Below are 24,154 nucleotides of genomic sequence, written 5' to 3'. Positions count from 1 at the left end.
CGCACTCAATCCGACGGCAGCGGCGCGGCGGCCGCGTCCTGCATGCATTGCAGGAAGACGCGCGTGGGCGTGTTCATCGCCTCGCTGCGCAGGCGGAAGGCGCACATGGGGCCGCGCAGCAGTTCGCCCGGCATGGCGATGCGGCGCACGAGCCCGCGCCGCTCGAAGTCTTCGGCGTAGTGGTTGGCGGTGGCCCACAGCAGGCCCGAGCTGCGCACGAGGTGCAGCGCGAGCGGGGCCGAGTCGGCCTGGATGTCGGCCGGGTGAGGACCGCCCGGGCGGCGGTGCACCGACAGCATGCGGTCCAGCTTGGGCCGCAGCGGCGTGCGGTGCGGCGGCAGCACCCAGCGCTCGTTGGCGGCCTCGGCCCAGGTCGGCGCGCGTTTGAGCGCCAGCCGGTGCCGCGGCGCCGCCACGATGCTGCTGAACTCCTCGTACAGCGGCGTGACCTCGACGCGGTTGAGGTCGACCGTCCACTCCGCGTGCGCGAGCATGAGGTCGATGCGCCCGTCCTGCAGCGCGCCGTGCAGGTCCTCGATCTCCAGCGTCTGCACCATCGGGCGCACGTGGGGCAGCATCTGCGAGGCCTGCAGCAGCGCGGCCGCGAGCCGCTGCGCCGAGAACACGGGCAGCACGCCCAGGCGCAGCTCGCCGCTCACGCCCACGCGCAGGTCGCGCAGCGACTCCTCGGCCAGCATCAGCTCGCCCAGCACGCGGTCGGCGTGCCGGACCATGCTCAGCCCCGCCGCCGTGGGCGCGATGCGCTTGGTGGTGCGCTCGAACAGGCGCACCTGCAGCGTGGCCTCGAGCTGGGCCAGCGTACGGGACAGCGCGGGCTGGGTGGTGTTGAGCAGTTCGGCCGACTTGCTCAGGCTGAGCGTGCGGCCCAGCTGGCTGAGCAGCCGCAGCTGGCGCAGCGTGAGGTTTCGTTCCAGGAAGGAGGCCATGGCCATTTATATCGGCAACGGTATGAGTACGCTCGGATTTCTCATTTGTCGCCCTCCCCCGGCCTGCCCAGAATCCGCCCACCGCCCTGGCACCCCGGAGACCCGCGATGACCGAACCGACGAAGCGATCCCTTTGCGCCGCCCTCATGGCCGCCACCCTGCTGGCCGGCCTGCTGCCCGTCGGCGCCGCGGCCCAGGCGTACCCGTCCAGGCCCGTGCGCCTGATCGTGCCGTGGGCGCCCGGCACGCCGGCAGACGTGGCGGGCCGCGTGGTGGCCGAGCGCATGGCGGGCGGGCTGGGCCAGACCGTGTTCGTCGAGAACCGGCCGGGCGCGGCCGGCACCGTGGGCCTGGGCGAGGTGCTGCGCCAGCCGGCCGACGGCTACACGGTCTACATGCTGTCGTCGGCCTCGCTGGTGGCGCCGCTGCTGTTCCCGGGCCAGTCGCTGGACCTTCTCAAGAGCCTGGAGCCGGTCGGCATGACGGCCTGGAGCTACAACGTGCTGGTGGCGCCCGCCGCCTCGGCGCTGGGCTCGCCGCGCGAACTGGAGGCCGCGGCCAAGGCCCGGCCGGGCACGCTGAGCTTCGGCTCCGGCGGCAACGGCACGCCGGCGCACCTGGCCGGCGCGCTGTTCGCCCAGCAGACCGGCAGCCAGCTCACGCACGTGCCATACAACCAGTTCCCGATGGCGGTGGGCGACCTGCTGGCCGGGCGCCTGGACACCATGTTCCTGACCGCGTCGGCGGCACTGCCCCACATCCAGGCCGGCAAGCTGCGCGCGCTCGCGGTGACCGGCGCGCAACGCCTGCCGGCCCTGCCCGCCGTGCCCACGATGATCGAGCAGGGCTACGCCGGCTTCGAGCTGCGCTCCTTCGACGGCATGACGGTGCGCAGCGGCACGCCGCGCGAGATCGTCGAGCGGCTCGGCGACGCGCTCGCCAAGGCGCTGGCCGCGCCCGAGGTGCGCGAACGCCTGGCCACGCTGGCGCTTGAGCCGGAGCCGATGACGCCAGCGCGCTTTCGCACCGTGCTGGCGGCCGAGTCGGACAAGTGGCTGCGCCTGGGCCGCGGCGCCGGCATCAAGGCCGACTGAGCACGCACGATGCAGGCGGACATCGTGATCGTCGGGGGCGGCTCGGCGGGCTGTGTGCTGGCCGCCCGCCTGAGCGAAGACCCCGCGCTGCAGGTGGTGCTGGTCGAGGCGGGACAGCCCTCGCGCAACCCGTGGCTGCGCATTCCCATCGGCTACTTCAAGACGGTCGGCCACCCCCGGCACGACTGGCGCTTCGAGACCGACCCCGAGCCGGACATGGCGCAGCGCCGCCTGCCCTGGCCGCGCGGCCGGGGGCCGGGCGGCTCCAGCCTCATCAACGGCATGCTGTACCTGCGCGGCCACCGCGCCGACTACGACCAGTGGGCCGCCCTGGGCAACCCGGGCTGGGACTGGGACAGCGTGCGCCCCTACTTCGACCGGTCGCAGCCCGCGGCCGACGGACCGCTGTGGGTGTCCGCGCTGCCGCGCGATGCGCTGTCGGATGCCTTCATCGCCGCGGCGGCGCATGCCGGCATCGCGCCCACGGCCGACTTCAACGGCGGCGACAACAGCGGCGCCGGCTACTTCCGGATGACGACGCGCCACGGCCGGCGCATGGACACCGGGCGGGCCTTCCTGGCGCCGGCGCGGGGCCGGCCCAACCTGCGCGTGCTGTCGGGCGCGCAGGCGACCCGCGTGTGCTTCGAGGGGCGGCGTGCCGTCGGCGTGGAATGCGTGCGTGACGGCAAGGTCGAACGCGTCTCGGCGCGGCACGAGGTGATCCTCAGCGCCGGCGCCATCCAGTCGCCGCAACTGCTGCAGCTCTCGGGCGTGGGGCCGGCCGGGCTGCTGGGGCGCCTCGGCCTGCCGGTGGCGGCGCCGCTCGAGGGCGTGGGGCGCAACCTGCAAGACCACCTGCAGGTGCGGCCCAGCTACCGCTGCCAGGGCATCGAAACGCTCAACGACATCGCCCACAGCCGCTGGCGCAGCGCGCGCGAGTTCATGCGCTACCTGCTGACGCGCGGCGGCGCGCTGAACGGCGGCGTCTACCGCGCCGGCGCCTTCTTTGGGGCGGGCGACGACGCCGCGGGATGGCCCGATGCGCAGATCCACTTCGGGCTGGTGAGCTTCGAGCGGCCGCACCAGCCGCCGCACCCGTTCCCGGGCGTGACGCTGTCGGCCTGCCTGCTGCGCCCGCACAGCCGCGGCGAGATCATGCTGCGCTCGGCCGATCCGCTGGCGGCGCCGTCGATCCAGCCGCGCTACCTGTCGCACGAGGCAGACCGCACGCTGGCCGTGCGGCTGGTGCGCAAGATGCGCGAGATCGCCGCCGCGCCGCCGCTGGCGCGCTACCTGGCGCAGGAGCACGAGCCCGGGCCCGCGCTGGCCAGCGACGCGCAGCTGCTGGACTGGGTGCGCCGCCGCGCCGGCAGCATCTTCCACCCGGTGGGCACCTGCGCCATGGGCCCCGCCGACGACGGCGCCGCGGTGGTGGATGCCCGCCTGCGGGTCCACGGGCTGCAGGGGCTGCGCGTGGTGGACGGCTCGGTGATGCCGCGGCTGGTGTCGGGCAACACGAACGCGCCGATCATCATGATCGCCGAGCGCGCCGCCGACCTCGTCAGGCACGACCTGCGCGCCTGAGCGCCCACGGGACGGCACGCGCCAAGCCGCTTGGGCGATGAGGTTAATGCTATTTATCTAGTAGCACCGCAAAGCATCCACACGCCGGTGTCGGCGGACGAGAGCGCCTAGAATCGGCCGGTGTCTTCTACTCTCAATGCCGATCTTCACTGCCACTCCGTGGTCTCCGACGGCACATTGACGCCCGAAGCGCTGGCCGCCCGCGCTGCCGCCAACGGGGTCGAGCTCTGGGCCCTCACCGACCACGACGAGGTCGGCGGCCAGCACCGCGCCGCCGCGGCCGCGCGCGAAAACGGCATGCGCTACCTCACGGGCACCGAGATCTCGGTGACCTTCGCGAACGAAACCGTGCACATCGTCGGCCTGGGCTTTGACCCCGACGACGCCGCCATGTCGCAGGGCCTGTACGACACGCGCGGCGGCCGCGGCAAGCGCGCGCAGGAAATGTCCGAGGGGCTGGCCAAGGTCGGCATCCACGGTGCCTACGAAGGCGCGCTCAAGTTCGTCGGCAACCCCGAACTCATTTCGCGCACGCACTTCGCGCGCTTCCTGGTCGAGCAGGGCCACTGCCGCGACACCCCCGAGGTGTTTCGCAAGTTCCTCACCGAAGGCAAACCGGGCTACGTGCCGCACCGCTGGGCCTCGCTGAAGGACGCCGTGCGCTGGATCACCGCCGCCAAGGGCATGGCCGTGATCGCGCACCCGGGCCGCTACAAGTTCACGGCCAACGAGGAGTACGCGCTGTTCCTCGAATTCAAGGCGCACGGCGGCCAGGCGATCGAGGTCGTCACGGGCAGCCACACGCCGGCCGAGTTCGTCGAGTACGCCGACAAGGCGCTCGAGTTCGATTTCGCCGCCTCGCGCGGCAGCGATTTCCACAGCCCCGACGAGAGCCATTGCGATCTCGGCAAGCTGCCACCGTTGCCCGGCAGCCTCACGCCGGTGTGGGAACTGCTCGGCCACCGCATCCAGCAGTGAGCCAGAGCCCCGGGCCCGGCATCGACAGCGCGGCCACCGCCGCGCTGGCCCAGGCACGCGCCGCAGCGCACACCCGCCGCCGCACCGAATCCGAACGCATCCTGGCGGGCATCGGGCTGGTCATCCTGGCGGTGGCCTGCTTCGCCACGCTGGACACCGCCACCAAGTACTCGACGCTGGCCGTGCCGATCCTCATGGGCGTGTGGTTCCGCTATGCCTTCCAGGCCGTGGCCACCACGCTGGTGCTGTTGCCGCTGCGCGGCACGGCCCTGCTGCGCACGCAGCACCCGCGCTACCAGGCGCTGCGCGGGGCGCTGCTGCTGGGCTCGAGCCTCTTTGCCTTTTTGAGCCTGCGCTACATGCCGCTGGCCGAGTTCACGTCGATCGTGCTGATCGCGCCGCTGGTGATCACGCTGCTGGCCGCCACCACGCTCAAGGAGCAGGTGTCGCCGCTGCGCTGGACGCTGGTGGCCGGCGGCTTCATCGGCACGCTGGTCATCCTGCGCCCGGGCGGCGGCAGCTTCAGCTGGGCCGTGCTGCTGCCGCTGGGGCTGGTGCTGACCAACGCCTGGTTCCAGGTGCTCACCAGCAAGCTCGCTCAGACCGAGAACCCGCTGACCATGCACTTCTACACCGGCTGGGTCGGCACGCTGCTGGCCTCGGTGGCCGTGCCCTTCGCCTGGACCGCCCTGCCCTCGTGGGAATGGTGGGCGCTGCTGTGCCTCATGGGTTTCATGGGCACGGTGGGCCACTTCATGCTGATCCTGGCTTACCAGCGCGCGCCGGCGTCCACCCTCACCCCGTACCTGTACGCGCAGATCGCCTTCGCGATGCTGGGCGGCTGGCTCATCTTTTCCCACGTGCCCGACCGCTTCTCGCTGATCGGCATGGCGATGATCGCCGTGTGCGGCGCCGCCGGCGCGTGGCTCACCGTGCGCGAGCGGCGCGTGCCGATCGAACCGACGGAATCCTGATCAGGAGCAATTCACCATGGCCCAGTACTTCGAAGTCCATCCCGAGAACCCCCAGCAGCGCCTGCTGAAGCAGGCCGTGGCGCTGCTCGCGCGCGGCGAAGTCGTGGCGGTGCCCACCGACTCCAGCTACGCGCTGGCCTGCCACCTGGACGACAAGGACGCGGTCGACCAGCTGCGCCGCATCCGCCAGGTCGACGACAAGCACCACCTCACGCTGCTGTGCCGCGACCTGAGCGAGCTGGCCAACTACGCGCGCGTCGACAACAAGCAGTACCGCCTGCTGAAGGCCGCCACGCCCGGCCCCTACACCTTCCTGCTCGAAGCCACCAAGGAAGTGCCGCGCCGCGTGAGCCATCCGCAGCGCAAGACCATCGGCCTGCGCGTGCCCGACCACAAGGTGCTGCTGGAGCTGCTGGAACTGCACGGCGCGCCGCTCCTGGCCACCACCCTCATCGCCCCCGGCGAGACCGAGGCGCTGAACGACGCGCAGGAAATCCGCGAGCGCTTCGAGAAGCAGATCGGCGCCGTCATCGACGCCGGCGCCTGCCCGTCGCAGCCGACCACCGTGGTCGACCTCACGCCCATGGGCGCGGGCGACGACCCGGTCGTGGTGCGCCAGGGCCGCGGTGCACTCGCGGTGCTTGGCCTCTGACGAACGGCTCGGCCGCCCCATTCCTCTCTGACACAATCGCGCAGTGGATATTTCCAATCTGATACAGACGGTTCTGATTTACGCACTGCCGGTGATCTTCGCGATCACCGTGCACGAAGCGGCGCATGGCTACGTGGCGCGCCACTTCGGCGACAACACCGCCGCCATGATGGGCCGCGTGACGCTCAACCCCATGAAGCACATCGACCCCATCGGGACCATCCTGATGCCGCTGATGCTGTACTTCGCGACCTCGGGCGCCTTCCTGTTCGGCTATGCCAAGCCGGTGCCGGTCAACTTCAACCGCCTGCGCCATCCCAAGCGCGACATGGTGTGGGTCGCGCTCGCGGGCCCGGCCTCCAACTTCATCCAGGCCATCCTGTGGGCCGTGCTGCTGATCGTGATCGTCGCGGCCGGCGTCAGTGAAACCTTTTTCATCAAGATGTGCCAGGGCGGCGTGCTGGTCAACCTCGTGATGTGGGCCTTCAACCTGTTCCCGCTGCCCCCGCTCGACGGCGGCCGCGTGCTGGCCGGCCTGCTGCCCAGCGGCCCGGCGCAGAATTTCCTGGCGCGCATCGAGCCCTACGGCTTCTTCATCGTGATGGCGCTGGTGCTTGCCGGCATCGTCAGCAACTACTGGCTGCGCCCGCTGATGGATGCCGGCTACTTCGTGGTCAATCTGCTCATCACGCCGCTCAAGGCAATGCTGCTCTAAGTTTCTCCTTCCCGTCCCATGGCTTCGTCTTCTCCAGCTCCCCTGCGCGTCCTGACCGGCATCACGCCGTCGGGCACGCCCCACCTCGGCAACTACGTCGGCTCCATCCGCCACTCGGTGCGCCAGAGCGTCGCGGCCGGCGTCGAGAGCTACTTCTTCCTGGCCGACTACCACGCACTCATCAAGGTGCAGGAGCCCGCGCTCATCCAGCGCTCCACGCTCGAAATTGCGGCCAGCTGGCTGGCCTGCGGCCTCGACCCCGAACGCGTCACTTTCTATCGCCAGTCGGACATCGCCGAGATCACCGAGCTCACCTGGTTCCTGACCTGCGTCACCGGCAAGGGCGTGCTCAACCGCGCCCACGCCTACAAGGCCCAGCTCGACAAGAACATCGCCAAGGGCGAAGAGCCCGACGCCGACGTGACGGCGGGCCTGTTCATGTACCCCGTGCTGATGGGCGCCGACATCCTGATGTTCAACGCCCACAAGGTGCCCGTGGGACGCGACCAGGTGCAGCACATCGAGATGGCGCGCGACATGGCGCAGCGCTTCAACCACCAGTACGGCGAGCACTTCACGCTGCCCGACGCCGAGATCGACGATGCGGTCGCCACCTTGCCCGGCCTCGACGGCCGCAAGATGAGCAAGAGCTACAACAACACGATCCCGTTGTTCGCGCCGCGCGCGCAGCTGCAAAAGCAGATCGCCAGCATCGTCACCGACTCGCGCGCGCCCGGCGAGCCCAAGGACACCGAGGGCTCGGCCCTGTTCCAGATCTACCAGGCCTTCGCCAGCGCCGAGGAAACCGAAGCGCTGCGCAAGGCGTACGCCGACGGCATCGCCTGGGGCGACGCCAAGCAGGTGCTGTTCGAGCGCATCGACCGCGAAGTGGCGCCGCTGCGCGCGCGCTACGAGGCGCTCATGAACGACCCGGCCGAGATCGAGCGCATCCTGCTACTGGGCGCCGAGAAGGCGCGCAAGCTGTCGCGCCCCTTCATGACCTCGCTGCGCCATGCGGTCGGCCTGCGCAACCTCGCGGCGGGCCGCGACGGCGCCGGTGCCAAGGCCGCCAAGGTGGCAAAGCCCAGCTTCAAGCAATACCGCGAGAAGGCCGACGGCCTGTTCTATTTCAAGCTGCTCGATGCGCGCGGCGAAACCCTTTTGCAAAGCCGTGGATTCGCGTCGCCGCAGGAAGCCGGCCGTACCATCGCCGACTTGCAGGCGCAACGCGGCGCGGCGCTCACGGCACTGGCCGCGCAGCTCGAACCGGTCGACGCGCAACAGGCTCGCGCCGCCACCGAGGCGCTGGAGGCACTGGCGGAGGCAACGTCCACCACCCAGGGACATTGATCCGGCAACAACCCGCGGGCCATCCGCCGGCGGGTGTGACAAGAGAGAAGACGGTGCGATCACAAAGGAAGAAAACATGAGCATTTATGTCATCGACGACCACCCCCTGATGCGCGACGCGATCGTGATGGTCCTGCGTCGCCTGCGCCCCGCCGAGAACATCGTCGAGCTCGAGCGGCTCGACAAGCTCGCCAGTTCGGTCCAGCAGCGTGGCGCGCCCACTCTTTTCTGCCTGGACCTGAAGCTGCCGGACACCAATGGCGTCTCGGGCGTGATCGCGGTCAAGCAGGTCTATCCGAACGTGCCGATCGCCGTGTACTCGGCAGCCCCGGCCGCCGACATGGAAGACGCCTGCATCGAGGCCGGCGCCGACACCTACATCGAAAAGTCGGCCAGCTCCAACGAGCTGGCAGCCGCCCTGCGCGGCCTGCTGATGGCCGGGTCGGAAGACGACACCGAGGAGATGCCGGCCGCCAACAGCGGCAAGCTCTCCAAGCGCCAGACCCAGCTGATCGCCATGCTCGACAAGGGCATGAGCAACCGCGACATCGCGACCGACCTGGAGATCAGCGAACACACGGTGAAGGTGCACCTGTGGCGCCTGTTCCGCCGTCTGAGCGTGAAGAGCCGTACGCAGGCCTTGCACTATGCAAGAACGAATGGGCTGCTGTCGGGCTGAGCCTGAACCAGAGCTGGCTTGATCAGGAACCGCGCCTCGTGCGCGGTTTTTTCATGGAGGCGCCCCCTGCAGGCGCCTCCGTTCATCCGCTCAGGAGGGCTTTCGCCGGTACACAAGCTGATGCACGACCTCGACGGTGTAGATCCCCTGCGTGTTCGGAACCACTTGATAGACCGCCGCATTGAGGTCGAGCTCGACGTTCTCGGAAAACTCCGTGTCGAAGGTCTTTGAATAGACGGGGACCTTGACGTACGGACTGTCCCGATCGGTGATCAACGTGACCTCGATGCGAACCGAGGTCTGCCCTGTCACCTCCCACCCGAGAGGCGCGTTGGCCGGCACCACCGTTCCGGCAATGCGGTATCGCGCCTTGGGCCGCTGGATGGCAACGCGCGGATCATCCGGCCAGTAGATCATCCGGGCCCCTTCCAGGCTGTAGCGGAAGGAGAACCCGTTGCTCTTGCCGATCGGGGTCCGCGCCAATGCCCCGGGATTTGCCGTCACTTCATAGGCCGCACTGACCGGTGTGGCCGGCGTGTCAGCCGGCAGGGTTCCGGGGGTCGCAACGACGGTCTCACCCATTCGGCGGACCAGGAAGTCCAGACTTCCTGCCGAACCGGAACCCATCGAACGCCCCTCGAGTTCGAGCGGGGAATTGATCGCAAAGCAATCCCGCGCATCGAGTGCTGCCGGCCAGAAATCCTTGAAGTGCGTGTCGGGCCGATAGCCGCCGCAGCTCGCATCGGGGATGTACCTGTTTCCGTTGTCCGGCGTGGCAAGCGTCTCGATCAACGCGAACTTGAGATGCGGCCCCGTCGCCGCCGGCGCGGTGGGCGTGACCGTCAGGTAGGCCGCCTCGCTGTCCTTCACCCCGTCGTTCACCACCAGGCGAACGACGAACTCGCCGGGAACGTCCGGGAGGAAAGAAGGGGTTGCACTGTCGGCGCTCGTGAGCACCGCCTTGCTGGTCAAGGGCTTGGACTGCAGCACCCACACGTAGCGCAGCGAACGCCCTTGTGCCGCCTGGCTCGTGCGGCCGTCGAGCTTGAGGACCAGCCCCAGGGTCGTATCGACGGGTTTTGCCACGCGGGCTTGCGGCGGTTCATCCCCGACGGGTGCCGGTGTCTCCGGCTCCGAGGGGCCGGAAGGCCCGCCCGTGCTCGTGCCCGAATTTGGCAAAGGCAGGCCGAAGACAGGCCCTCCACCGCCGCCACCTCCGCCACCGCATGCGGTCAGCAATGCGAGCGCCGCAACGCCCAACGCGTGTTTGAACTGAATAGCCATATCCGCTCGATCCTCCCTTGTGTATTGACAGGGAAGATAGCAGAGCCGGCGACGCATTCGCGCGCTCGCCGCGGCTTCGCGGCACCTGTGTGATCGAGCGCCGCTCAGCCGCCCGACGCACTCACCCGCGCCTGCGCCACCGCCTCGTCGGCATCGTGCAGCGCCACGCGGAACACGCTGCCGCTGCCCAGGCGCGAGCGCACGCTGACCGGGTGGCCCAGCACGTGCGACAGCCGCGCGACGATGGCCAGGCCGAGGCCGAAGCCGTCGGAGGTGCCGGCGTGGTCGGCGACCTTGTAGAACTCCAGGAACACGTCGCGCAGGTGCTCGGGTGCGATGCCGATGCCGGTGTCCCACACCTCCACGCGCATGCCCTCGCGGGTCTGGCGCGCGGCCAGCAGCACGCCGCCTTCGGTCGTGTACTTGATGGCATTGGCGAGCAGGTTGCCGATCATGCGGCGCACGCGGATCGGGTCGGTGAGGAACGAGCCCTCGGTCACGTGCACCCGGAAGTCCAGGCCCCGGCTCTCGGCCACGGGGCGGTACTGCAGCTCCAGGTCGTGCAGCAGCTCGGCCACGTCGACGCGCTCGATGTGCAGGCGCACCTGACCCGCGTCGATGCGCGCCAGGTCGAACATGGAGTCGAACAGCGCGTTCACCGCGTGGGTGGCGCGCACGATCTTCGGAGCCAGTTCGAGCACCAGCTCGGGCTCGTTGCGCAGCCAGTCAGCGTACAGCGACAGCGCCAGCACGGGCTGGCGCATGTCGTGCGCGGCGCTGGCCAGGAAGCGGTTCTTCATGGCCACGGCCGACACCGCCGCCTGCCGCTGCTGCGTGAGCGACTTGATCAGGATGTGGTTGTGGAACAGCAGCTCCAGGCTGTTGCGCGCGGTCTCATGGATGTTGCGGCCGGCGCGCAGCAGCAGGAACCAGTGCAGCGCCGGCAGCAGCGGCATGAGGTAGCCGTACTGGAAATGCGGATGCTGCATGGTGACGGCCACCAGGCGCACCAGCACCGCGCCGAGCATGGTGATGAACAGCGTATTGACGTAGCGCTTGAGCAGCGGCGGGTGCAGCGCCAGCCCGTTGAGCGGGAAGGTGCCCACGCCGGCCACGATGAGCCAGCTCATGAACTGGTTGACCTGCGGCGTGCGCTCGAAGAACAGCAGCACCGAGCAGCCCCAGACCACCGCGCTGGTGCTCCACACGAAGCCGTAGCGGTCGGTGAACTGCTGCTGCGCGACCGCGCTGCGCCCGGCATAGCGCACGGCGTACACGCGCGCGCCCCAGGCCCGGCAGGCGGTGGCGATGATGCCGGCGGCCAGCCAGGTCAGCAGCTCCCAGCGGGGCACGTGGCCCCAGCTCAGGCCGACCATGGCGGGCATGAGCGCCGCCGAGACGAGGTAGGAGCCGCGCGCCGAGCGCATCAGGCTGCGGATGAGTTCTCCGCGCACCCACGACTCGGCCTCGTCGGCCGACGCCGGAGCGGGTGTCACGCTTGCGATCGACGCATTCGCCATGGATGCATGACCGTGGTGGATTCGGCCAAACCAGAGAAAGATGGAGACAGGCGCCTGCGCAGGCGCCGGAAGTTCGCGATCTTAACGGCCTGTCGGCCATGGTTTCGGGAAGTAACCGCAGAAAATCCGCCCGCCCCGCGCAGCGGTCCGCCGCGACGCCCCGTTTACCATGCGGGCTGCCGACACACACCGCACGCCATGCTGAACAACATCACCCCTTTCCTCGTCCACTGGGCCATCACCGGCATCTCGCTGTGGGTCGCCAGCCATCTCTTCAAGGGGCTCAAGTTCGACAGCACCGCGGCGCTGATCGTGTCGGCGCTGCTGCTCGGGCTGGCCAACGCCATCGTCAAGCCGCTGCTGATCTTCCTGACGCTGCCGCTGACGCTGCTGACCTTCGGCCTGTTCCTGTTGGTCATCAACGCGCTGATGATCCTGCTGGTGGCGGCGCTGGTGAAGGGCTTCAAGGTGTCGGGCTTCTGGACCGCGCTGTTCGCGAGCATCTTCGTCTCGCTGCTGAGCATCGTCATCGGCTCATTCGTGACGGGCGGCGACCCGGCCGAGCAGATCCAGATGCCGCAGGGCGGCAACTGGCTCTGACGGGCTCGGGCCGGCCTGAGCGCAGCGCCTAGCGCTGCGCTCCCGCCATGTAATCCACCGTCAGCTGCGTCAACGTGCGCACGCCCACCAGCAGGCTGGCCTCGTCGACGAAGAAGCGCGGCGAGTGGTTGGGCTCGGCCTTGTTCGCGTCGCGGCCGGGCGGCGTGGCGCCGATCATCACGAACAGGCCGGGCGCCTTCTGCGCGAAGAACGAGAAGTCTTCCCCGCCGGTGCCCTTCGGGATCACGATCGGCGTGGCGCCGGGCACGCGCTGCAGGCTGGGCACCATCTTCGCGGTCAGGGCCGGGTCGTTCACGGTGGGGGCGTAGCCGTCGGCCTCGACACGGACCTCGGCCGTGCCGCCGCCGCTTTGCGCGATGTGCGAGGCGGTCTCGCCCATGCGCTTGATGATGAACTGGCGCATCTCGTCGTCGTAGGTGCGCAGCGTGCCGCTCATCTCCACAGAGTCGGGAATGATGTTGTAGCGCGTGCCCGCGTTGAAGGTGCCCACGCTGAGCACCGAGGGCTCCTTGGTCACGTTGACCTGGCGGCTCGCGATGGTCTGGAAGCCCAGCACGATCTGCGAGCCCAGCACGATCGGGTCGACCCCGCTCCAGGGCTGCGAGCCGTGCGTCTGGCGGCCCTTCACGCTGACCTTGAAGGTGTCCGAGCTCGCGGTGATGGGGCCGCTCTTGTAGCCGATCTGCCCGGTGTTCAGCGCCGAAACCACGTGCAGGCCGAACACCGCGTCGGGCTTGGGCGCGTCGAAGGCGCCTTCGGCCAGCATGCGGCGCGCGCCGCCGATCTCGGCATTGGGCAGCTTCTCTTCGGCCGGCTGGAAGATCAGCTTCACCGTGCCCGGCAGCTGCGCCTGCATCGAGGCCAGCACCTCGGCCACGCCCATGAGGATCGCCACGTGGCCGTCGTGCCCGCAGGCGTGCATGACGTCGACCGTGGCGAAGCCCCACTGGGCACGCGCCTTGGAGGCGAAGGGCACGTCGACCTGTTCCTTCACGGGCAGCGCGTCCATGTCGGCGCGCAGCGCCACCACCGGGCCGGGCTTGCCGCCGCGCAGCGTGGCGACCACGCCGGTCACGGCCACGCCTTCGCGCACCTCGTAGCCCAGCGCCTTCAGATGGGCCGCGACCAGTGCGGCAGTGCGCTTTTCCTGGTTGCCCAGCTCGGGGTGCTGGTGGATGTCGCGGCGCCAGTCGATCACCTTCTGCTCGATGGCCTTGGAGCGCTCGGCAATCAGCGGGTACAGCGGCACGGCGGCGGCCGGTGCGGGTGAGGCCGCTGCGACAGGGGCGTCCTGCGCCGAGGCGCACAGGGACGAGACGGCAAGGACGATGGGCAGGCACAGGCGCGTGGCCGGACGGAATCGGTGGGACATGGTGATGTGTTGTCTGAAAAGCAAGAAAGGGAAGGACCCGCCGGGCGGGAGCCCTTCGTCCGCACGGCCCCCTCGGGCCGGCAGCCGATGCGCCCTTGTCTGCCGCCCGACCCCGTGAGCGTAGGAAGGCCACCGATTGGCGTCCAATCGCTTTTGCATCGACTGATAATGATTGCCTATCGATGGCCGCCGACACGCCCACCCCGTCTTCCGTGCTGCACGAGCGGCTGCTCGCGCGCCTGCGCCTGCGCCACCTGAAGCTCATCGACGCGCTGGCCGCGCACTCGCACCTGCGCCGCGCGGCCGACGCGATCCACATCAGCCAGCCGGCGGCCACACAGATGCTGCAGGAGGTCGAGGGCCTGCTCGACACCCCGCTGTTCGAGCGCCACGCGCGCGGCATGCGCATCACCGAGGCCGGGCGCCTGCTGGCGCTGCACGCGCGCATGGTGATCGACGCCATGCAGGTGGCCAGCGACGGCCTCGCGGCGCTGGCCGCGCAGGAGACGCGCGCGCTGCGCATCGGCGCCATCGAGGCGGCCATCGCCAGCGTGCTGCAGCCCGCGCTGAACCTGCTGCATGCCAAGCACCCCAAGCTGCGCCTGTTCATCGAGGAAGGCAACATCGAGCGGCTCACGATCGGCCTGCGCGCGGGCGCCTTCGACGCCGTGCTGCTGCGCCAGCCGGCGCGCGTGCCCGACGCCCACCGCTTCGTGCCGCTGCGCAGCGACGAGGTGGTGCTCATCGCCGGCATCGGCCACCCGGCCGTGCAGCGCAAGCGCCTGCGGCTGCGCGACCTCGCCGATTCGCGCTGGGTGCTGCCGCCCGCGCACTTCGCGGTGCGCCAAGTGATGGAGGCCGCCTGGGCCGCCGAGCGGATCGTGCCGCGCCCGCATGCCATCCAGGTGCTCACGCCGCAGCTGGTGCGCGCCCTGCTCTCGCAGCCCGACGTGGTGGTGCCGGTGCCGCGCACCGTGCTCGACCAGCTCGACCGCTCGGCCGTGGCCGAGCTGCCGCTGCGCATGAACGCGCCCATCGCGCCGCTGGGCATCCTCTACCGCACCGACAACGAGGTCGGCCCGCTGCAGCTGCTGGTCGATTTCCTCGTCGCGCAGGCAAAGAAGAAGCCATAGAGAGCGCTTCAGTCGGGTTTTTCGTGCGGGCAATGCCCCGCTTCACACCCGCTTAACTGTGGGGCCGCACACTCGACGCCACCCGCCAGTCCCCTCGGGACATGGCACGGTTTCCGCTCTGTAAAGTTCGCCGCCCCCGCGCCGCGGCATTGAACTCGACGGCGCGAGCCCGCTCCATCTTTGGCTTTCGTTACTTCTGCCTGTCCATGCCCGTCCACTTTGCCTCCCGCTCCGCCCCGCTCCTCACGGCCCTGTGCATCGCCGCCGCCCTCGCGGGGTGCTCGCGCACCAATGTGGAGGCCGCCGGCGCGGCCAAGGCGGCCAACGCCCCGGCGAAAGAAGTCGGCATCGTCACGCTCAAGTCAGAGGTGCTGGCCCTGAGCACCGAGCTGCCCGGTCGCACCGCGGCCCCGGTGATCGCCGAGATCCGCCCGCAGGTCGGCGGCATCCTCAAGGAGCGGCTCTTCACCGAAGGCTCGCAGGTCAAGGCCGGCCAGGTGCTCTACCAGCTCGACCCCGCCTCGCTGCAGGCGGCCCACGCCAGCGCGCAGGCCAGCGTGCGCAAGGCCGAGTCGGCCCTGGCCACGGCCCGCACCGTGGCCAAGCGCAATGCCGAGCTGGTGAAGATCGACGCCATCAGCCGCCAGGTGTTCGACGAGACCCAGGCCGCCGAGCAGCAGGCCGAGGCCGACCTCGGCGTGGCCCGCGCCGCCGAGCAGACCGCGCGCATCCAGCTGGGCTACACGCGCATCACCTCGCCGATCACCGGCTGGGCCGAGCTGTCCACCGTCACGCCGGGCGCGCTGGTCACAGCCAACCAGGCGGCGGCCATGACCACCGTGCAGCAGCTCGACCCGATCCACGTGCACGTCACGCAGTCGAGCAGCGAGCTGCTGCGCCTCAAGCGCGAGCTGGCCAGCGGCCGGCTGCAGCGCGCCAGCGAGGCCGAGGCGCGCATCCAGCTGCTGCTGGAAGACGGCAGCCCCTACCCGCACGCGGGCCGCCTCACCTTCAGCGGCGTGACGGTCGATGCCGGCACCGGCAGCGTCACGCTGCGCGCCGTGGTGCCCAACCCCGACAAGCTGCTGATGCCCGGCATGTACGTGCGCGCCGTGCTGCAGGAAGGCGTGAACGACGCCGCGCTGCTGGTGCCGCAACAGGCCGTCACGCGCGCGCCCGACGGCAGCGCCTCCACGCTGGTGATCGACGCCGAGGACAAGGTCCAGAAGCGGCCCATCCGCATCGGCCGCGCCGTCGGCACGCGCTGGCAAGTCATCGACGGCCTGGCCGCGGGCGACCGCGTGCTCATGGAAGGCTCGCAGCGCGTGAAGGTGGGCGACAAGGTGCGCACGGTCGACCTGGGCGCGAAGCCGGCCGGCACCTCCGTCGCGAGCGCCACGCCTGACACCACGTCGGCCGCTTCCGCCACCCTCGCACGCTGAGGCCGACCCATGGCCCAGTTCTTCATCGACCGCCCCATCTTCGCGTGGGTGCTCTCCATCGTCGTCATGCTCGCCGGCCTGATGGCCATCCGCACGCTGCCGCTGGAGCAGTACCCCGACATCGCGCCGCCGCGCGTGTCCATCAACGCCACCTACACCGGCGCCTCGGCCAAGACGGTCGAAGACTCCGTCACCCAGGTCATCGAGCAGCAGATGAAGGGGCTGGACAACCTGCTGTACATGCAGTCGACCAGCAACTCGTCGGGCGTGGCGCGCCTGTCGCTCACCTTCAATGCGGGCACCAACATCGACGTGGCCCAGATGCAGGTGCAGAACAAGCTGCAGCAGGCCATGTCGCGCCTGCCGCAGCAGGTGCAAAGCCGCGGCGTCACCGTCACCAAGGGCGGCAACGACTTCCTGCTGATCGTCTCGATGTTCTCCGGCGACGGCAGCGCCTCGGCGGTGGACGTGGGCGACTACATCAGCAGCAACCTGGTCGACGTCATCAGCCGCGTCGACGGCGTGGGCGAGGTGCAGACGCTGGGCACCGGCTACGCCATGCGCCTGTGGCTGGACCCCGACAAGCTGCGCAAGTACGCGCTCATGCCCTCCGATGTGGGCAGCGCCATCACCGCGCAGAACGCGCAGGTCTCGGCCGGACAGCTCGGCGCGCTGCCGGCCGGTGCGCAGCAGCAGCTCAACGCCACCATCACCGCGCGCAGCAAGCTGAAGACGGTCGAGGAGTTCGAGAACGTGGTGCTGCGCGCCACGCCCGACGGCGCCGTGGTGCGCCTGCGCGACGTGGCCCGCGTCGAGCTGGGCGCCGAGAACCTCACGGTGCGCTCGGTGCTCGGCGGTCGCCCGGGCGCCGGCATGGGCATCGTGCTGGCCGACGGCGCCAACGCAGTGCAGGTGGCCGAGGCCGTGAAGGCCAAGGTGGCCGAGCTGCAGCCGCTCTTTCCGAACCAGATGCAGACCTTCGTGAGCTACGACACCACGCCCTTCGTGAGCGCGTCCATCGACGAGGTGGTGAAGGCGCTGGCCGAGGCCATGGTGCTGGTCGTGCTGGTGATGTACATCTTCTTGCAGAACTTCCGCGCCACGCTGATCCCGGCCATTGCCGTGCCGGTGGTGCTGCTGGGCACCTTCGGCGTGCTCTCCGTGGCGGGCTACTCGATCAACACGCTCACCATGTTCGGCATGGTGCTGGCCATCGGCCTCTTGGTGGACGACGCCATCGTGGTGGTGGAGAACGTCGAGCGCGTGATGCACGAGGAGGGCCTGTCGCCCAAGGAGGCCACGCGCAAGTCGATGGCCGAGATCACGCCCGCGCTGGTGGGCATTGCGCTGGTGCTGTCGGCCGTGTTCATTCCGATGGCCTTCTTCGGCGGCTCGACCGGCGTGATCTACCGCCAGTTCTCGATCACCATCGTCTCGGCCATGGCGCTGTCGGTGTTCGTGGCGCTCACGCTCACGCCGGCGCTGTGCGCCACGCTGCTCAAGCCCGTGGCCAAGGGCGGCCACGCGGCCCCTCGCAAGGGCGTGCTGGGCGCGGTCGACCGTTTCTTCGCGGGCTTCAACCGCCGCTTCGACCAGGGCGCCGACCGCTACCAGGGCATCGTCGGCGGCATCGTGCGGCGCGGCAAGCGCAGCCTCGTGGTGTACCTGCTGATCGCGGCCGTGATGGCGCTGCTCTTCATGCGCCTGCCCACCTCCTTCCTTCCCGATGAAGACCAGGCCTTCCTGCAGGTGCAGGTGACGCTGCCGCCGGGTGCGTCGGATGCGCGCTTGCAGCCGGTGGTCACGCAGATGCAGGACTACTTCACCAAGCAGCCCGAGGTGGTGAGCGTGAACGTCATCACCGGGCAGAACGGCGACCAGAGTTCGGCGCGCGCCTTCGTGAAGCTGAAGGACTGGGCCGAGCGCGAAGGCGCCGGCCAGTCGGCCGCCGAACTCGCGCGGCGCGCCAACAAGGAGCTCTCGACCATCCGCGACGCGCGCATCTTCGTGCTGCTGCCGCCGGCGGTGCGCGGGCTCGGCGCCAACGCGGGCTTCAACTTCCACCTGAAGGACATCAACGGGCTGGGCCACGACGCACTGGTGAAGGCGCGCGACCAGCTCATCGACCTGCTCTCCAAGCGCCCCGAGGTCGCGAACGTGCGCAGCAACAACCTGGACGACACGCCGCAGTTCGCGGTGGACATCGACGACGCGCGCGCCGGCGCGGCCAGCCTGGCCACGTCCGACATCGACAGCACCCTGTCGAGCGCGATGGGCGGCACCTACATCAACGACTTCCTGGACAACGGCCGCGTCAAGCGCGTGTACATGCAGGGCGACACGGCCTTTCGCATGCTGCCCACCGACATCGACCGCTGGAGCGTGCGCAACAGCCTGGGCCAGATGGTGCCGTTCCCGGCCTTCTCCAGCTCGCGCTGGACCTATGGCTCGCCGCAGCTGCAGCGCTACAACGGCAGCCCGAGCTACGAGTTCGTCGGCGATGCCGCACCGGGCGTGAGCTCGGGCGACGCCATGGCCGCCGTCGACGAAGTGATGAAGCAGATGCCCGCCGGCATCGGCTACGAATGGACCGGCGCCTCGTTCCAGGAGCGCCTGTCGGGCGCGCAGGCGCCAGTGCTGTATGCCATCTCGATCCTGTTCGTGTTCCTGTGCCTCGCGGCCCTGTACGAGAGCTGGTCGGTGCCGTTCTCGGTGATCCTGGTGGTGCCGCTGGGCATCGTCGGCGCGCTGCTGTTCACCAGCCTGCGCGGCCTGAGCAACGACGTGTACTTCCAGGTCGGCCTGCTGACCACGGTGGGGCTGTCGTCGAAGAACGCGATCCTGATCGTCGAGTTCGCCAAGCAGCTGCAGGAGCAGGGCAAGGGCGTGATCGAGGCGACGCTGGAGGCCGTGCGGCTGCGGCTGCGCCCCATCCTCATGACCTCGCTGGCCTTCGGCTTCGGCGTGCTGCCGCTGGCCATCGGCACCGGCGCGGGCGCAGGCGGCCGCCAGTCGATCGGCACCGCGGTGCTGGGCGGCATGGTGGTCGGCACGGCGCTGGGCATCTTCTTCGTGCCGCTGTTCTTCGCGATGATCCGCGGCTGGCTGGAAGGCCGCCGCAAGCCGGCCGACACGCCGCCGGATGCCTTGCCCGCGGAACAGGGAGCCCAGTGATGACGCGCACCACCCTGCCCCGCCTTCCCCTGCGCGCACTGGCCTGCGCCGCCCTGGCCTCGGTCGTGCTCGCCGGCTGCGTCAACCTCGCGCCCGCGTACGAAACGCCGGCCTCGCCGGTGCCCTCGGCCCTGCCCTCGGCCGGCGTCGCCACGGCCACGCCCCTGGACATCGGCTGGCGCGACTTCTTCGTCGACAAGCAGCTGCAGGGCGTGATCGAACTCGCGCTCGCCAACAACCGCGACCTGCGCGTGGCGGCGCTCAACATCGAGCGTGCGCGCGCCCAGTACGGCATCGCGCGGGCCGACCTGTTCCCCACCGTGAACGCCGGCGCGGCCGGCACGCGCTCGCGCACGCCGGGCAGCCTGTCGACCAGCGGCGAATCGCGCATCGCCTCGCAGTACAGCGCCAACCTCGGCATGACGGCCTACGAGCTCGACCTGTTCGGGCGCGTGCGCAACCTCGGCGAGTCGGCGCTGCAGGGCTACTTCCAGACCGAGGAGACGCAGCGCAGCACGCAGATCAGCCTCGTGGCCTCCGTCGCTACGGCGTGGCTGCAACTGGCTGCCGACGAGCAGCGCCTGCAGCTGGCGCGCGGCACGCTCGAGAGCCAGCGCAAGTCCTTCGAGCTGGTGCAGCGCAGCCACGCGCTCGGCGCGCAGTCGGGCCTGGCGCTGGCGCAGGCGCAGAGCACCGTCGATGCCGCGCGCGCCGACGCCGCGGCCTTCGACAGCCAGGTCGAGCAGGACCGCAATGCGCTCGCGCTGCTGGTCGGCGCCACGCCGCCGCCCGAGCTGCTGCCGAGCGCCGCGATGACTGCCGACGTGGCGCAACTGCTCGTGCCCCCGGCCGGCCTGTCGTCGAGCGTGCTGCAGCAGCGGCCCGACGTGCGCGCCGCCGAGCACGCGCTGCGCGCGAGCAATGCCGACATCGGCGCGGCGCGCGCGGCCTTCTTCCCCCGCATCGCGCTCACCGCCTCGGCCGGCACCGCGAGCAGCACGCTCTCGGGCCTGTTCACCAGCGGCAGCAAGGCCTGGAGCTTCGCGCCGTCGATCAGCGTGCCGATCTTCGACGGCGGCGCCAACCGCGCCAACCTGCAGGTGGCGCAGGCACAGCAGAAGATCCAGATCGCGACCTACGAGAAGGCCGTGCAGACCGCCTTCCGCGAGGTGGCCGACGCCCTGGCCGAACGCCGCACGCTGGCCGAGCGCCTCGACGCGCAGCGCTCGCTGCGCAGCGCCACCTCGCGCAGCTTCGAGCTCTCGCAGTCGCTCTTCAAGAGCGGTGCCGCCAACTACCTCGACGTGCTGGACGCGCAGCGCAGCGACTATGCGGCGCAGCAGACGCTGATCGGTTTGCAGCTCACGGAGCAGACGAACCGGCTGGCGATCTACAAGGCGCTGGGGGGTGGGTGGAGCGAGGCGCCCGGCACGCAGCAACCTGCGCAAGGCGACTGATGCGCCGCCGCCCTACGCACCAGCCACAGCGTAGGGCGTGAACCTGCTTTCGTTCTCGTTCACATCCAGCGGCCGCCCGATGAACGGGAACGCCCGCTGCGGGCAGGCCACGCGCTCGCACACCTTGCAGCCCATGCCGATGGGCGTGGGCACGTCGGGGTCCTTCAGGTCCAGGCCCTTGGCGTAGACCAGGCGCGGGGCGTGGCGGATGTCGCAGCCCAGGCCGATCGAGAAGGTCTTGCTCGGTGAGCCGAAGCCGCGCTGGCCGTGCGACACGGTGCGCGCGATCCACAGGTAGGCGCGGCCGTCGGGCATGCGCGCCAGCTGCGGCAGCACGCGCCCGGGCTGCTCGAAGGCCTCGTACACGTTCCACAACGGGCAGGTGCCGCCGGTCTTCGAGAAGTGGAAGTGCGTGGCCGACTGCCGCTTGGAGATGTTGCCGGCCCGGTCCACGCGGATGAAGAAGAAGGGCACGCCCGACGCGCCCGGGCGCTGCAGGCTGCTCAGGCGGTGGCAGACGGTTTCGAAGCCCACGCCGAACTGGCGCGCGAGCAGGTCGATGTCGTAGCGCAGCGCCTCGGCCGCCTGCAGGAACGGGCCATACGGCAACAGCACGGCCGCCGCGAAGTAGTTGGCCAGCCCGATGCGCGCGAGCGCGTGGGCCGGCGCGTCGCCGAAATCGGCCTGCACGACCAGCGACTCGATGAGTGCGGCCTGCTCCAGCAGCGCGAGCTGCGTGGCCAGCTGGAAGGCCTGCTGGCCCGGCTCCAGGCCGGCCGACAGGCGCAGCACGCGGCGGGCCGGGTCGTAGCGGCGCTGGCTGTCGAGCGCGCCCTCCGCTTCGTCGCCCGGCACCACGCGCACGCCGTGGGCCGAAAGAAGCCGCTGCTGGAGCCATTCGGCGAGCGGTCCGCCGTTCGCACGGGCCTCGGCGGCGAGCGATTCGGCGGCGGTGTCGAGCGGGTCGAAATGGTTCTGGTGGGCAAAGAAGAAATCGCGCACCACCTCGAAAGGCATCGGCCGGCTGCGCGAGATGTCGCCGCGCCCGTCGCCCAGTTCGGCGGCCATGAGCTCCAGCCGCTCCTGCGCCTCCTGGTGGCGGCGGTGCAAGGCGAGCAGCGCGCGCGCCACGGCCGGCATCTGCGACGCCACCTCGCGCAGCTCGGGCAGCGCCACGGCCTCGCCGCCGGGGTTGTCCGCCAGCGCCTCGCGCATGCGGGCCACGAGCCGCGCCTCTTCGTCTTCGGAGAACTGCTGCACGTCGACGCCGAGCGTCTTGCTGATGCGCAGCAGCACGGCCACGGTGAGCGGGCGCTGGTTCTGCTCGATCTGGTTCAGGTAGCTCGGCGACAGGCCCAGCATCTGGGCCAGCGCCACCTGCGTGAGGCCGCGTTCGGCGCGCAGCGTGCGCAGGCGCACGCCCATGAAGGTCTTGCTCATCGGGTCACCTCGTGGGTCTTTGCGATATTCGCAATATTTGCAAAATCAGCCATCTTCATTCGCAATGATTCGCCAATTCAGGCCTTCATTATGGGCGTTCGATTGCGTAAATTGCGAAGCATGACAAACCGATCCGCCGCCATCGAGCTGACCGACATCGTGTTCCCCGAGCACGCCAACCACTACGGCACGCTGTTCGGCGGCAACGCCCTGCTGCTGATGTCCAAGGCCGCCTTCCTCGCCGCGCGCGCCTTCGCGAAGTCCGACGTGGTGATGGCCAGCCTGGGCGACGCGCAGTTCTTGGCGCCCGTGCCCGTCGGCCATGTGCTGCGCCTGCGGGCCTGGGTGACGCGCGCCGGACGCAGCTCGCTCACGGTCTGCGTCACCGGCGCGGCCGAGCCGCCCGACGGCGAAGCCCGCCCCTCGCTGAAAGGCCTGTTCGAGATGGTGGCCGTCGATGGCCGCGGCCGTCCGGCGCGCCTGCGCAACACCTACCTGAACACCGTGCCTACAGACAAGGAACCCGCATGAACGACACCGCCACCCCTATCGGCTTCAAGCCCAAGAAATCCGTCGCCCTGTCGGGCGTGACCGCCGGCAACACCGCCCTGTGCACCGTGGGCCGCACCGGCAACGACCTGCACTACCGCGGCTACGACATCCTGGACATCGCCGAGGTCTGCGAGTTCGAGGAAATCGCGCACCTGCTGGTGCACGGCAAGCTGCCCACGGCTGCCGAGCTGCGCGCCTACAAGGCCAAGCTCAAGGCCATGCGCGGCCTGCCCGCGAGCCTGAAGGAGGCGCTGGAGCAACTGCCCGCCAGCGCGCATCCGATGGATGTGATGCGCACCGGCGTCTCGTCGCTGGGCTGCCTGCTGCCCGAGAAGGAAGACCACAACCTGCCCGGCGCGCGCGACATCGCCGACCGCCTGATGGCCTCGCTCGGCTCGATGCTGCTGTACTGGTACCACTGGTCGACCCAAGGCCGGCGCATCGAAGTGGAAACCGACGACGACTCCATCGGCGCGCACTTCCTGCACCTGCTGCACGGGCGCAAGCCCAGCGCACAGTGGGAGCGCGCGATGCACACCTCGCTCAACCTCTATGCCGAGCACGAGTTCAACGCCTCGACCTTCACGGCGCGCGTGGTCGCGGGCACGGGCTCGGATGTGTACTCGGCCATCACCGGTGCCATCGGCGCGCTGCGCGGCCCCAAGCACGGCGGCGCGAACGAGGTGGCCTTCGAGATCCAGAAGCGCTACGACGCACCCGACGAAGCCGAGGCCGACATCCGCCGCCGCGTCGCCGCCAAGGAGGTCGTGATCGGCTTCGGCCACCCCGTCTACACCGTGAGCGACCCGCGCAACGTGGTCATCAAGGGCGTGGCGCGCACGCTGTCGCAGGAGGCCGGCTCGACCAAGATGTTCGACATTGCCGAGCGGCTCGAGGCCGTGATGTGGGACGTGAAGCAGATGTTCCCCAACCTCGACTGGTTCAGCGCCGTGAGCTACCACATGATGGGCGTGCCCACGGCCATGTTCACGCCGTTGTTCGTCATCGCGCGCACCTCGGGCTGGGCGGCGCACATCATCGAACAGCGCATCGACAACAAGATCATCCGGCCCAGCGCCAACTACACGGGCCCCGAAGACCTGAAGTTCGCGCCGATCCAGGATCGGAAGTAAAAACACGAGAAGAAGAAAAAGCGCCCGTGCCTGCGCGCGGGTGCCGAGCGACA

General features: G+C 69.8%; 20 protein-coding genes. 15 read left to right on the top strand and 5 right to left on the bottom strand.

Annotation, left to right across the window (positions count from 1 at the left end; translation table 11 throughout):
* Positions 1-5: 5 nt before the first annotated feature.
* On the bottom strand, positions 6-947 hold the full coding sequence (locus AC07OX_RS07905; protein WP_159278049.1) for a LysR family transcriptional regulator: 942 nt from the start codon (positions 945-947) through the stop codon (positions 6-8).
* A 107-nt stretch (positions 948-1,054) separates the two neighbouring features.
* Here AC07OX_RS07905 and AC07OX_RS07900 point away from each other — a divergent pair, with 107 nt between their 5' ends.
* The 8 genes from AC07OX_RS07900 to AC07OX_RS07865 all read left to right on the top strand — a co-directional run bounded on the left by AC07OX_RS07900 (position 1,055) and on the right by AC07OX_RS07865 (position 8,973).
* Positions 1,055-2,041, top strand: coding sequence for a Bug family tripartite tricarboxylate transporter substrate binding protein (locus AC07OX_RS07900; protein ID WP_495260721.1), 987 nt, complete (start codon positions 1,055-1,057; stop codon positions 2,039-2,041).
* A gap of 9 nt (positions 2,042-2,050) precedes the next feature.
* Positions 2,051-3,625, top strand: coding sequence for a GMC family oxidoreductase (locus AC07OX_RS07895; protein WP_495260722.1), 1,575 nt, complete (start codon positions 2,051-2,053; stop codon positions 3,623-3,625).
* A 120-nt stretch (positions 3,626-3,745) separates the two neighbouring features.
* A complete protein-coding gene (locus AC07OX_RS07890; RefSeq protein ID WP_495260723.1) occupies positions 3,746-4,603 on the top strand; it encodes a 3',5'-nucleoside bisphosphate phosphatase in 858 nt (285 codons plus the stop codon).
* The gene (locus tag AC07OX_RS07885) at positions 4,600-5,577 is read left to right on the top strand and encodes a DMT family transporter (RefSeq protein WP_495260724.1); all 978 of its coding nucleotides are present in this window, start codon (positions 4,600-4,602) and stop codon (positions 5,575-5,577) included. The genes AC07OX_RS07890 and AC07OX_RS07885 overlap by 4 nt, the downstream gene beginning before the upstream one ends.
* Before the next feature lie 16 nt (positions 5,578-5,593).
* The gene (locus tag AC07OX_RS07880) at positions 5,594-6,229 is read left to right on the top strand and encodes an L-threonylcarbamoyladenylate synthase (RefSeq protein WP_062482128.1); all 636 of its coding nucleotides are present in this window, start codon (positions 5,594-5,596) and stop codon (positions 6,227-6,229) included.
* Between the two features lie 43 nt (positions 6,230-6,272).
* Positions 6,273-6,944 carry a site-2 protease family protein gene (locus AC07OX_RS07875; RefSeq protein WP_062482125.1) on the top strand — a complete coding sequence of 224 codons (672 nt, stop codon included), beginning with the start codon at positions 6,273-6,275 and terminating at the stop codon, positions 6,942-6,944.
* A gap of 18 nt (positions 6,945-6,962) precedes the next feature.
* Complete coding sequence (locus AC07OX_RS07870) at positions 6,963-8,294, top strand: tryptophan--tRNA ligase (RefSeq protein WP_095744105.1); 1,332 nt, start codon at positions 6,963-6,965, stop codon at positions 8,292-8,294.
* Positions 8,295-8,370: 76 nt separating this feature from the next.
* On the top strand, positions 8,371-8,973 hold the full coding sequence (locus AC07OX_RS07865; protein WP_495260725.1) for a LuxR C-terminal-related transcriptional regulator: 603 nt from the start codon (positions 8,371-8,373) through the stop codon (positions 8,971-8,973).
* A gap of 90 nt (positions 8,974-9,063) precedes the next feature.
* On the opposite strand, the gene AC07OX_RS07860 is transcribed toward AC07OX_RS07865, so the two are convergent.
* Both AC07OX_RS07860 and shkS read right to left on the bottom strand, forming a co-directional pair.
* Positions 9,064-10,257, bottom strand: a complete 1,194-nt coding sequence (locus AC07OX_RS07860) for a hypothetical protein (RefSeq protein WP_495260726.1) — start codon at positions 10,255-10,257, stop codon at positions 9,064-9,066.
* A gap of 104 nt (positions 10,258-10,361) precedes the next feature.
* The gene (gene shkS / locus AC07OX_RS07855; protein ID WP_070061585.1) at positions 10,362-11,777 is read right to left on the bottom strand and encodes a surface-behavior sensor histidine kinase ShkS; all 1,416 of its coding nucleotides are present in this window, start codon (positions 11,775-11,777) and stop codon (positions 10,362-10,364) included.
* 198 nt (positions 11,778-11,975) lie between these two features.
* On the opposite strand from shkS, the gene AC07OX_RS07850 reads away from it, so the two are divergent.
* Positions 11,976-12,377: a phage holin family protein gene (locus tag AC07OX_RS07850; RefSeq protein ID WP_307586370.1), complete on the top strand. Its 402-nt coding sequence runs from the start codon at positions 11,976-11,978 to the stop codon at positions 12,375-12,377.
* Between the two features lie 28 nt (positions 12,378-12,405).
* Here the strand turns inward: AC07OX_RS07850 and AC07OX_RS07845 are convergent, their stop codons facing one another.
* On the bottom strand, positions 12,406-13,770 hold the full coding sequence (locus AC07OX_RS07845; protein WP_495260727.1) for an amidohydrolase: 1,365 nt from the start codon (positions 13,768-13,770) through the stop codon (positions 12,406-12,408).
* 182 nt (positions 13,771-13,952) lie between these two features.
* Between AC07OX_RS07845 and AC07OX_RS07840 the strand changes: the two genes are divergently transcribed.
* The 4 genes from AC07OX_RS07840 (at position 13,953) to AC07OX_RS07825 (ending at position 20,976) form a co-directional block, all read left to right on the top strand.
* Positions 13,953-14,903, top strand: coding sequence for a LysR substrate-binding domain-containing protein (locus AC07OX_RS07840; protein WP_495260728.1), 951 nt, complete (start codon positions 13,953-13,955; stop codon positions 14,901-14,903).
* Positions 14,904-15,109: 206 nt separating this feature from the next.
* Positions 15,110-16,345 (top strand): efflux RND transporter periplasmic adaptor subunit, encoded by a 1,236-nt coding sequence (locus AC07OX_RS07835; protein ID WP_495260729.1) that lies wholly within the window; start codon positions 15,110-15,112, stop codon positions 16,343-16,345.
* A gap of 9 nt (positions 16,346-16,354) precedes the next feature.
* The gene (locus AC07OX_RS07830) at positions 16,355-19,519 is read left to right on the top strand and encodes an efflux RND transporter permease subunit (RefSeq protein WP_159278060.1); all 3,165 of its coding nucleotides are present in this window, start codon (positions 16,355-16,357) and stop codon (positions 19,517-19,519) included.
* Entirely contained in the window at positions 19,519-20,976 is a 1,458-nt protein-coding gene (locus AC07OX_RS07825) for an efflux transporter outer membrane subunit (RefSeq protein ID WP_495260730.1), read from the top strand. The genes AC07OX_RS07830 and AC07OX_RS07825 overlap by 1 nt, the downstream gene beginning before the upstream one ends.
* A 12-nt stretch (positions 20,977-20,988) precedes the next feature.
* Here the strand turns inward: AC07OX_RS07825 and AC07OX_RS07820 are convergent, their stop codons facing one another.
* Complete coding sequence (locus AC07OX_RS07820; protein WP_495260731.1) at positions 20,989-22,416, bottom strand: short-chain fatty acyl-CoA regulator family protein; 1,428 nt, start codon at positions 22,414-22,416, stop codon at positions 20,989-20,991.
* Between the two features lie 120 nt (positions 22,417-22,536).
* Here AC07OX_RS07820 and AC07OX_RS07815 point away from each other — a divergent pair, with 120 nt between their 5' ends.
* Positions 22,537-22,947 carry an acyl-CoA thioesterase gene (locus AC07OX_RS07815; RefSeq protein ID WP_062469424.1) on the top strand — a complete coding sequence of 137 codons (411 nt, stop codon included), beginning with the start codon at positions 22,537-22,539 and terminating at the stop codon, positions 22,945-22,947.
* On the top strand, positions 22,944-24,101 hold the full coding sequence (prpC, locus tag AC07OX_RS07810; RefSeq protein WP_095744095.1) for a bifunctional 2-methylcitrate synthase/citrate synthase: 1,158 nt from the start codon (positions 22,944-22,946) through the stop codon (positions 24,099-24,101). The genes AC07OX_RS07815 and prpC overlap by 4 nt, the downstream gene beginning before the upstream one ends.
* Positions 24,102-24,154 lie beyond the last annotated feature (53 nt).

The sequence above is a fragment of the Variovorax sp. GW821-FHT09D07 genome, from assembly GCF_059416345.1.
Note: the sequence above shows the minus strand (reverse complement) of the source record. Positions and strands in the feature narration are given on the sequence as shown.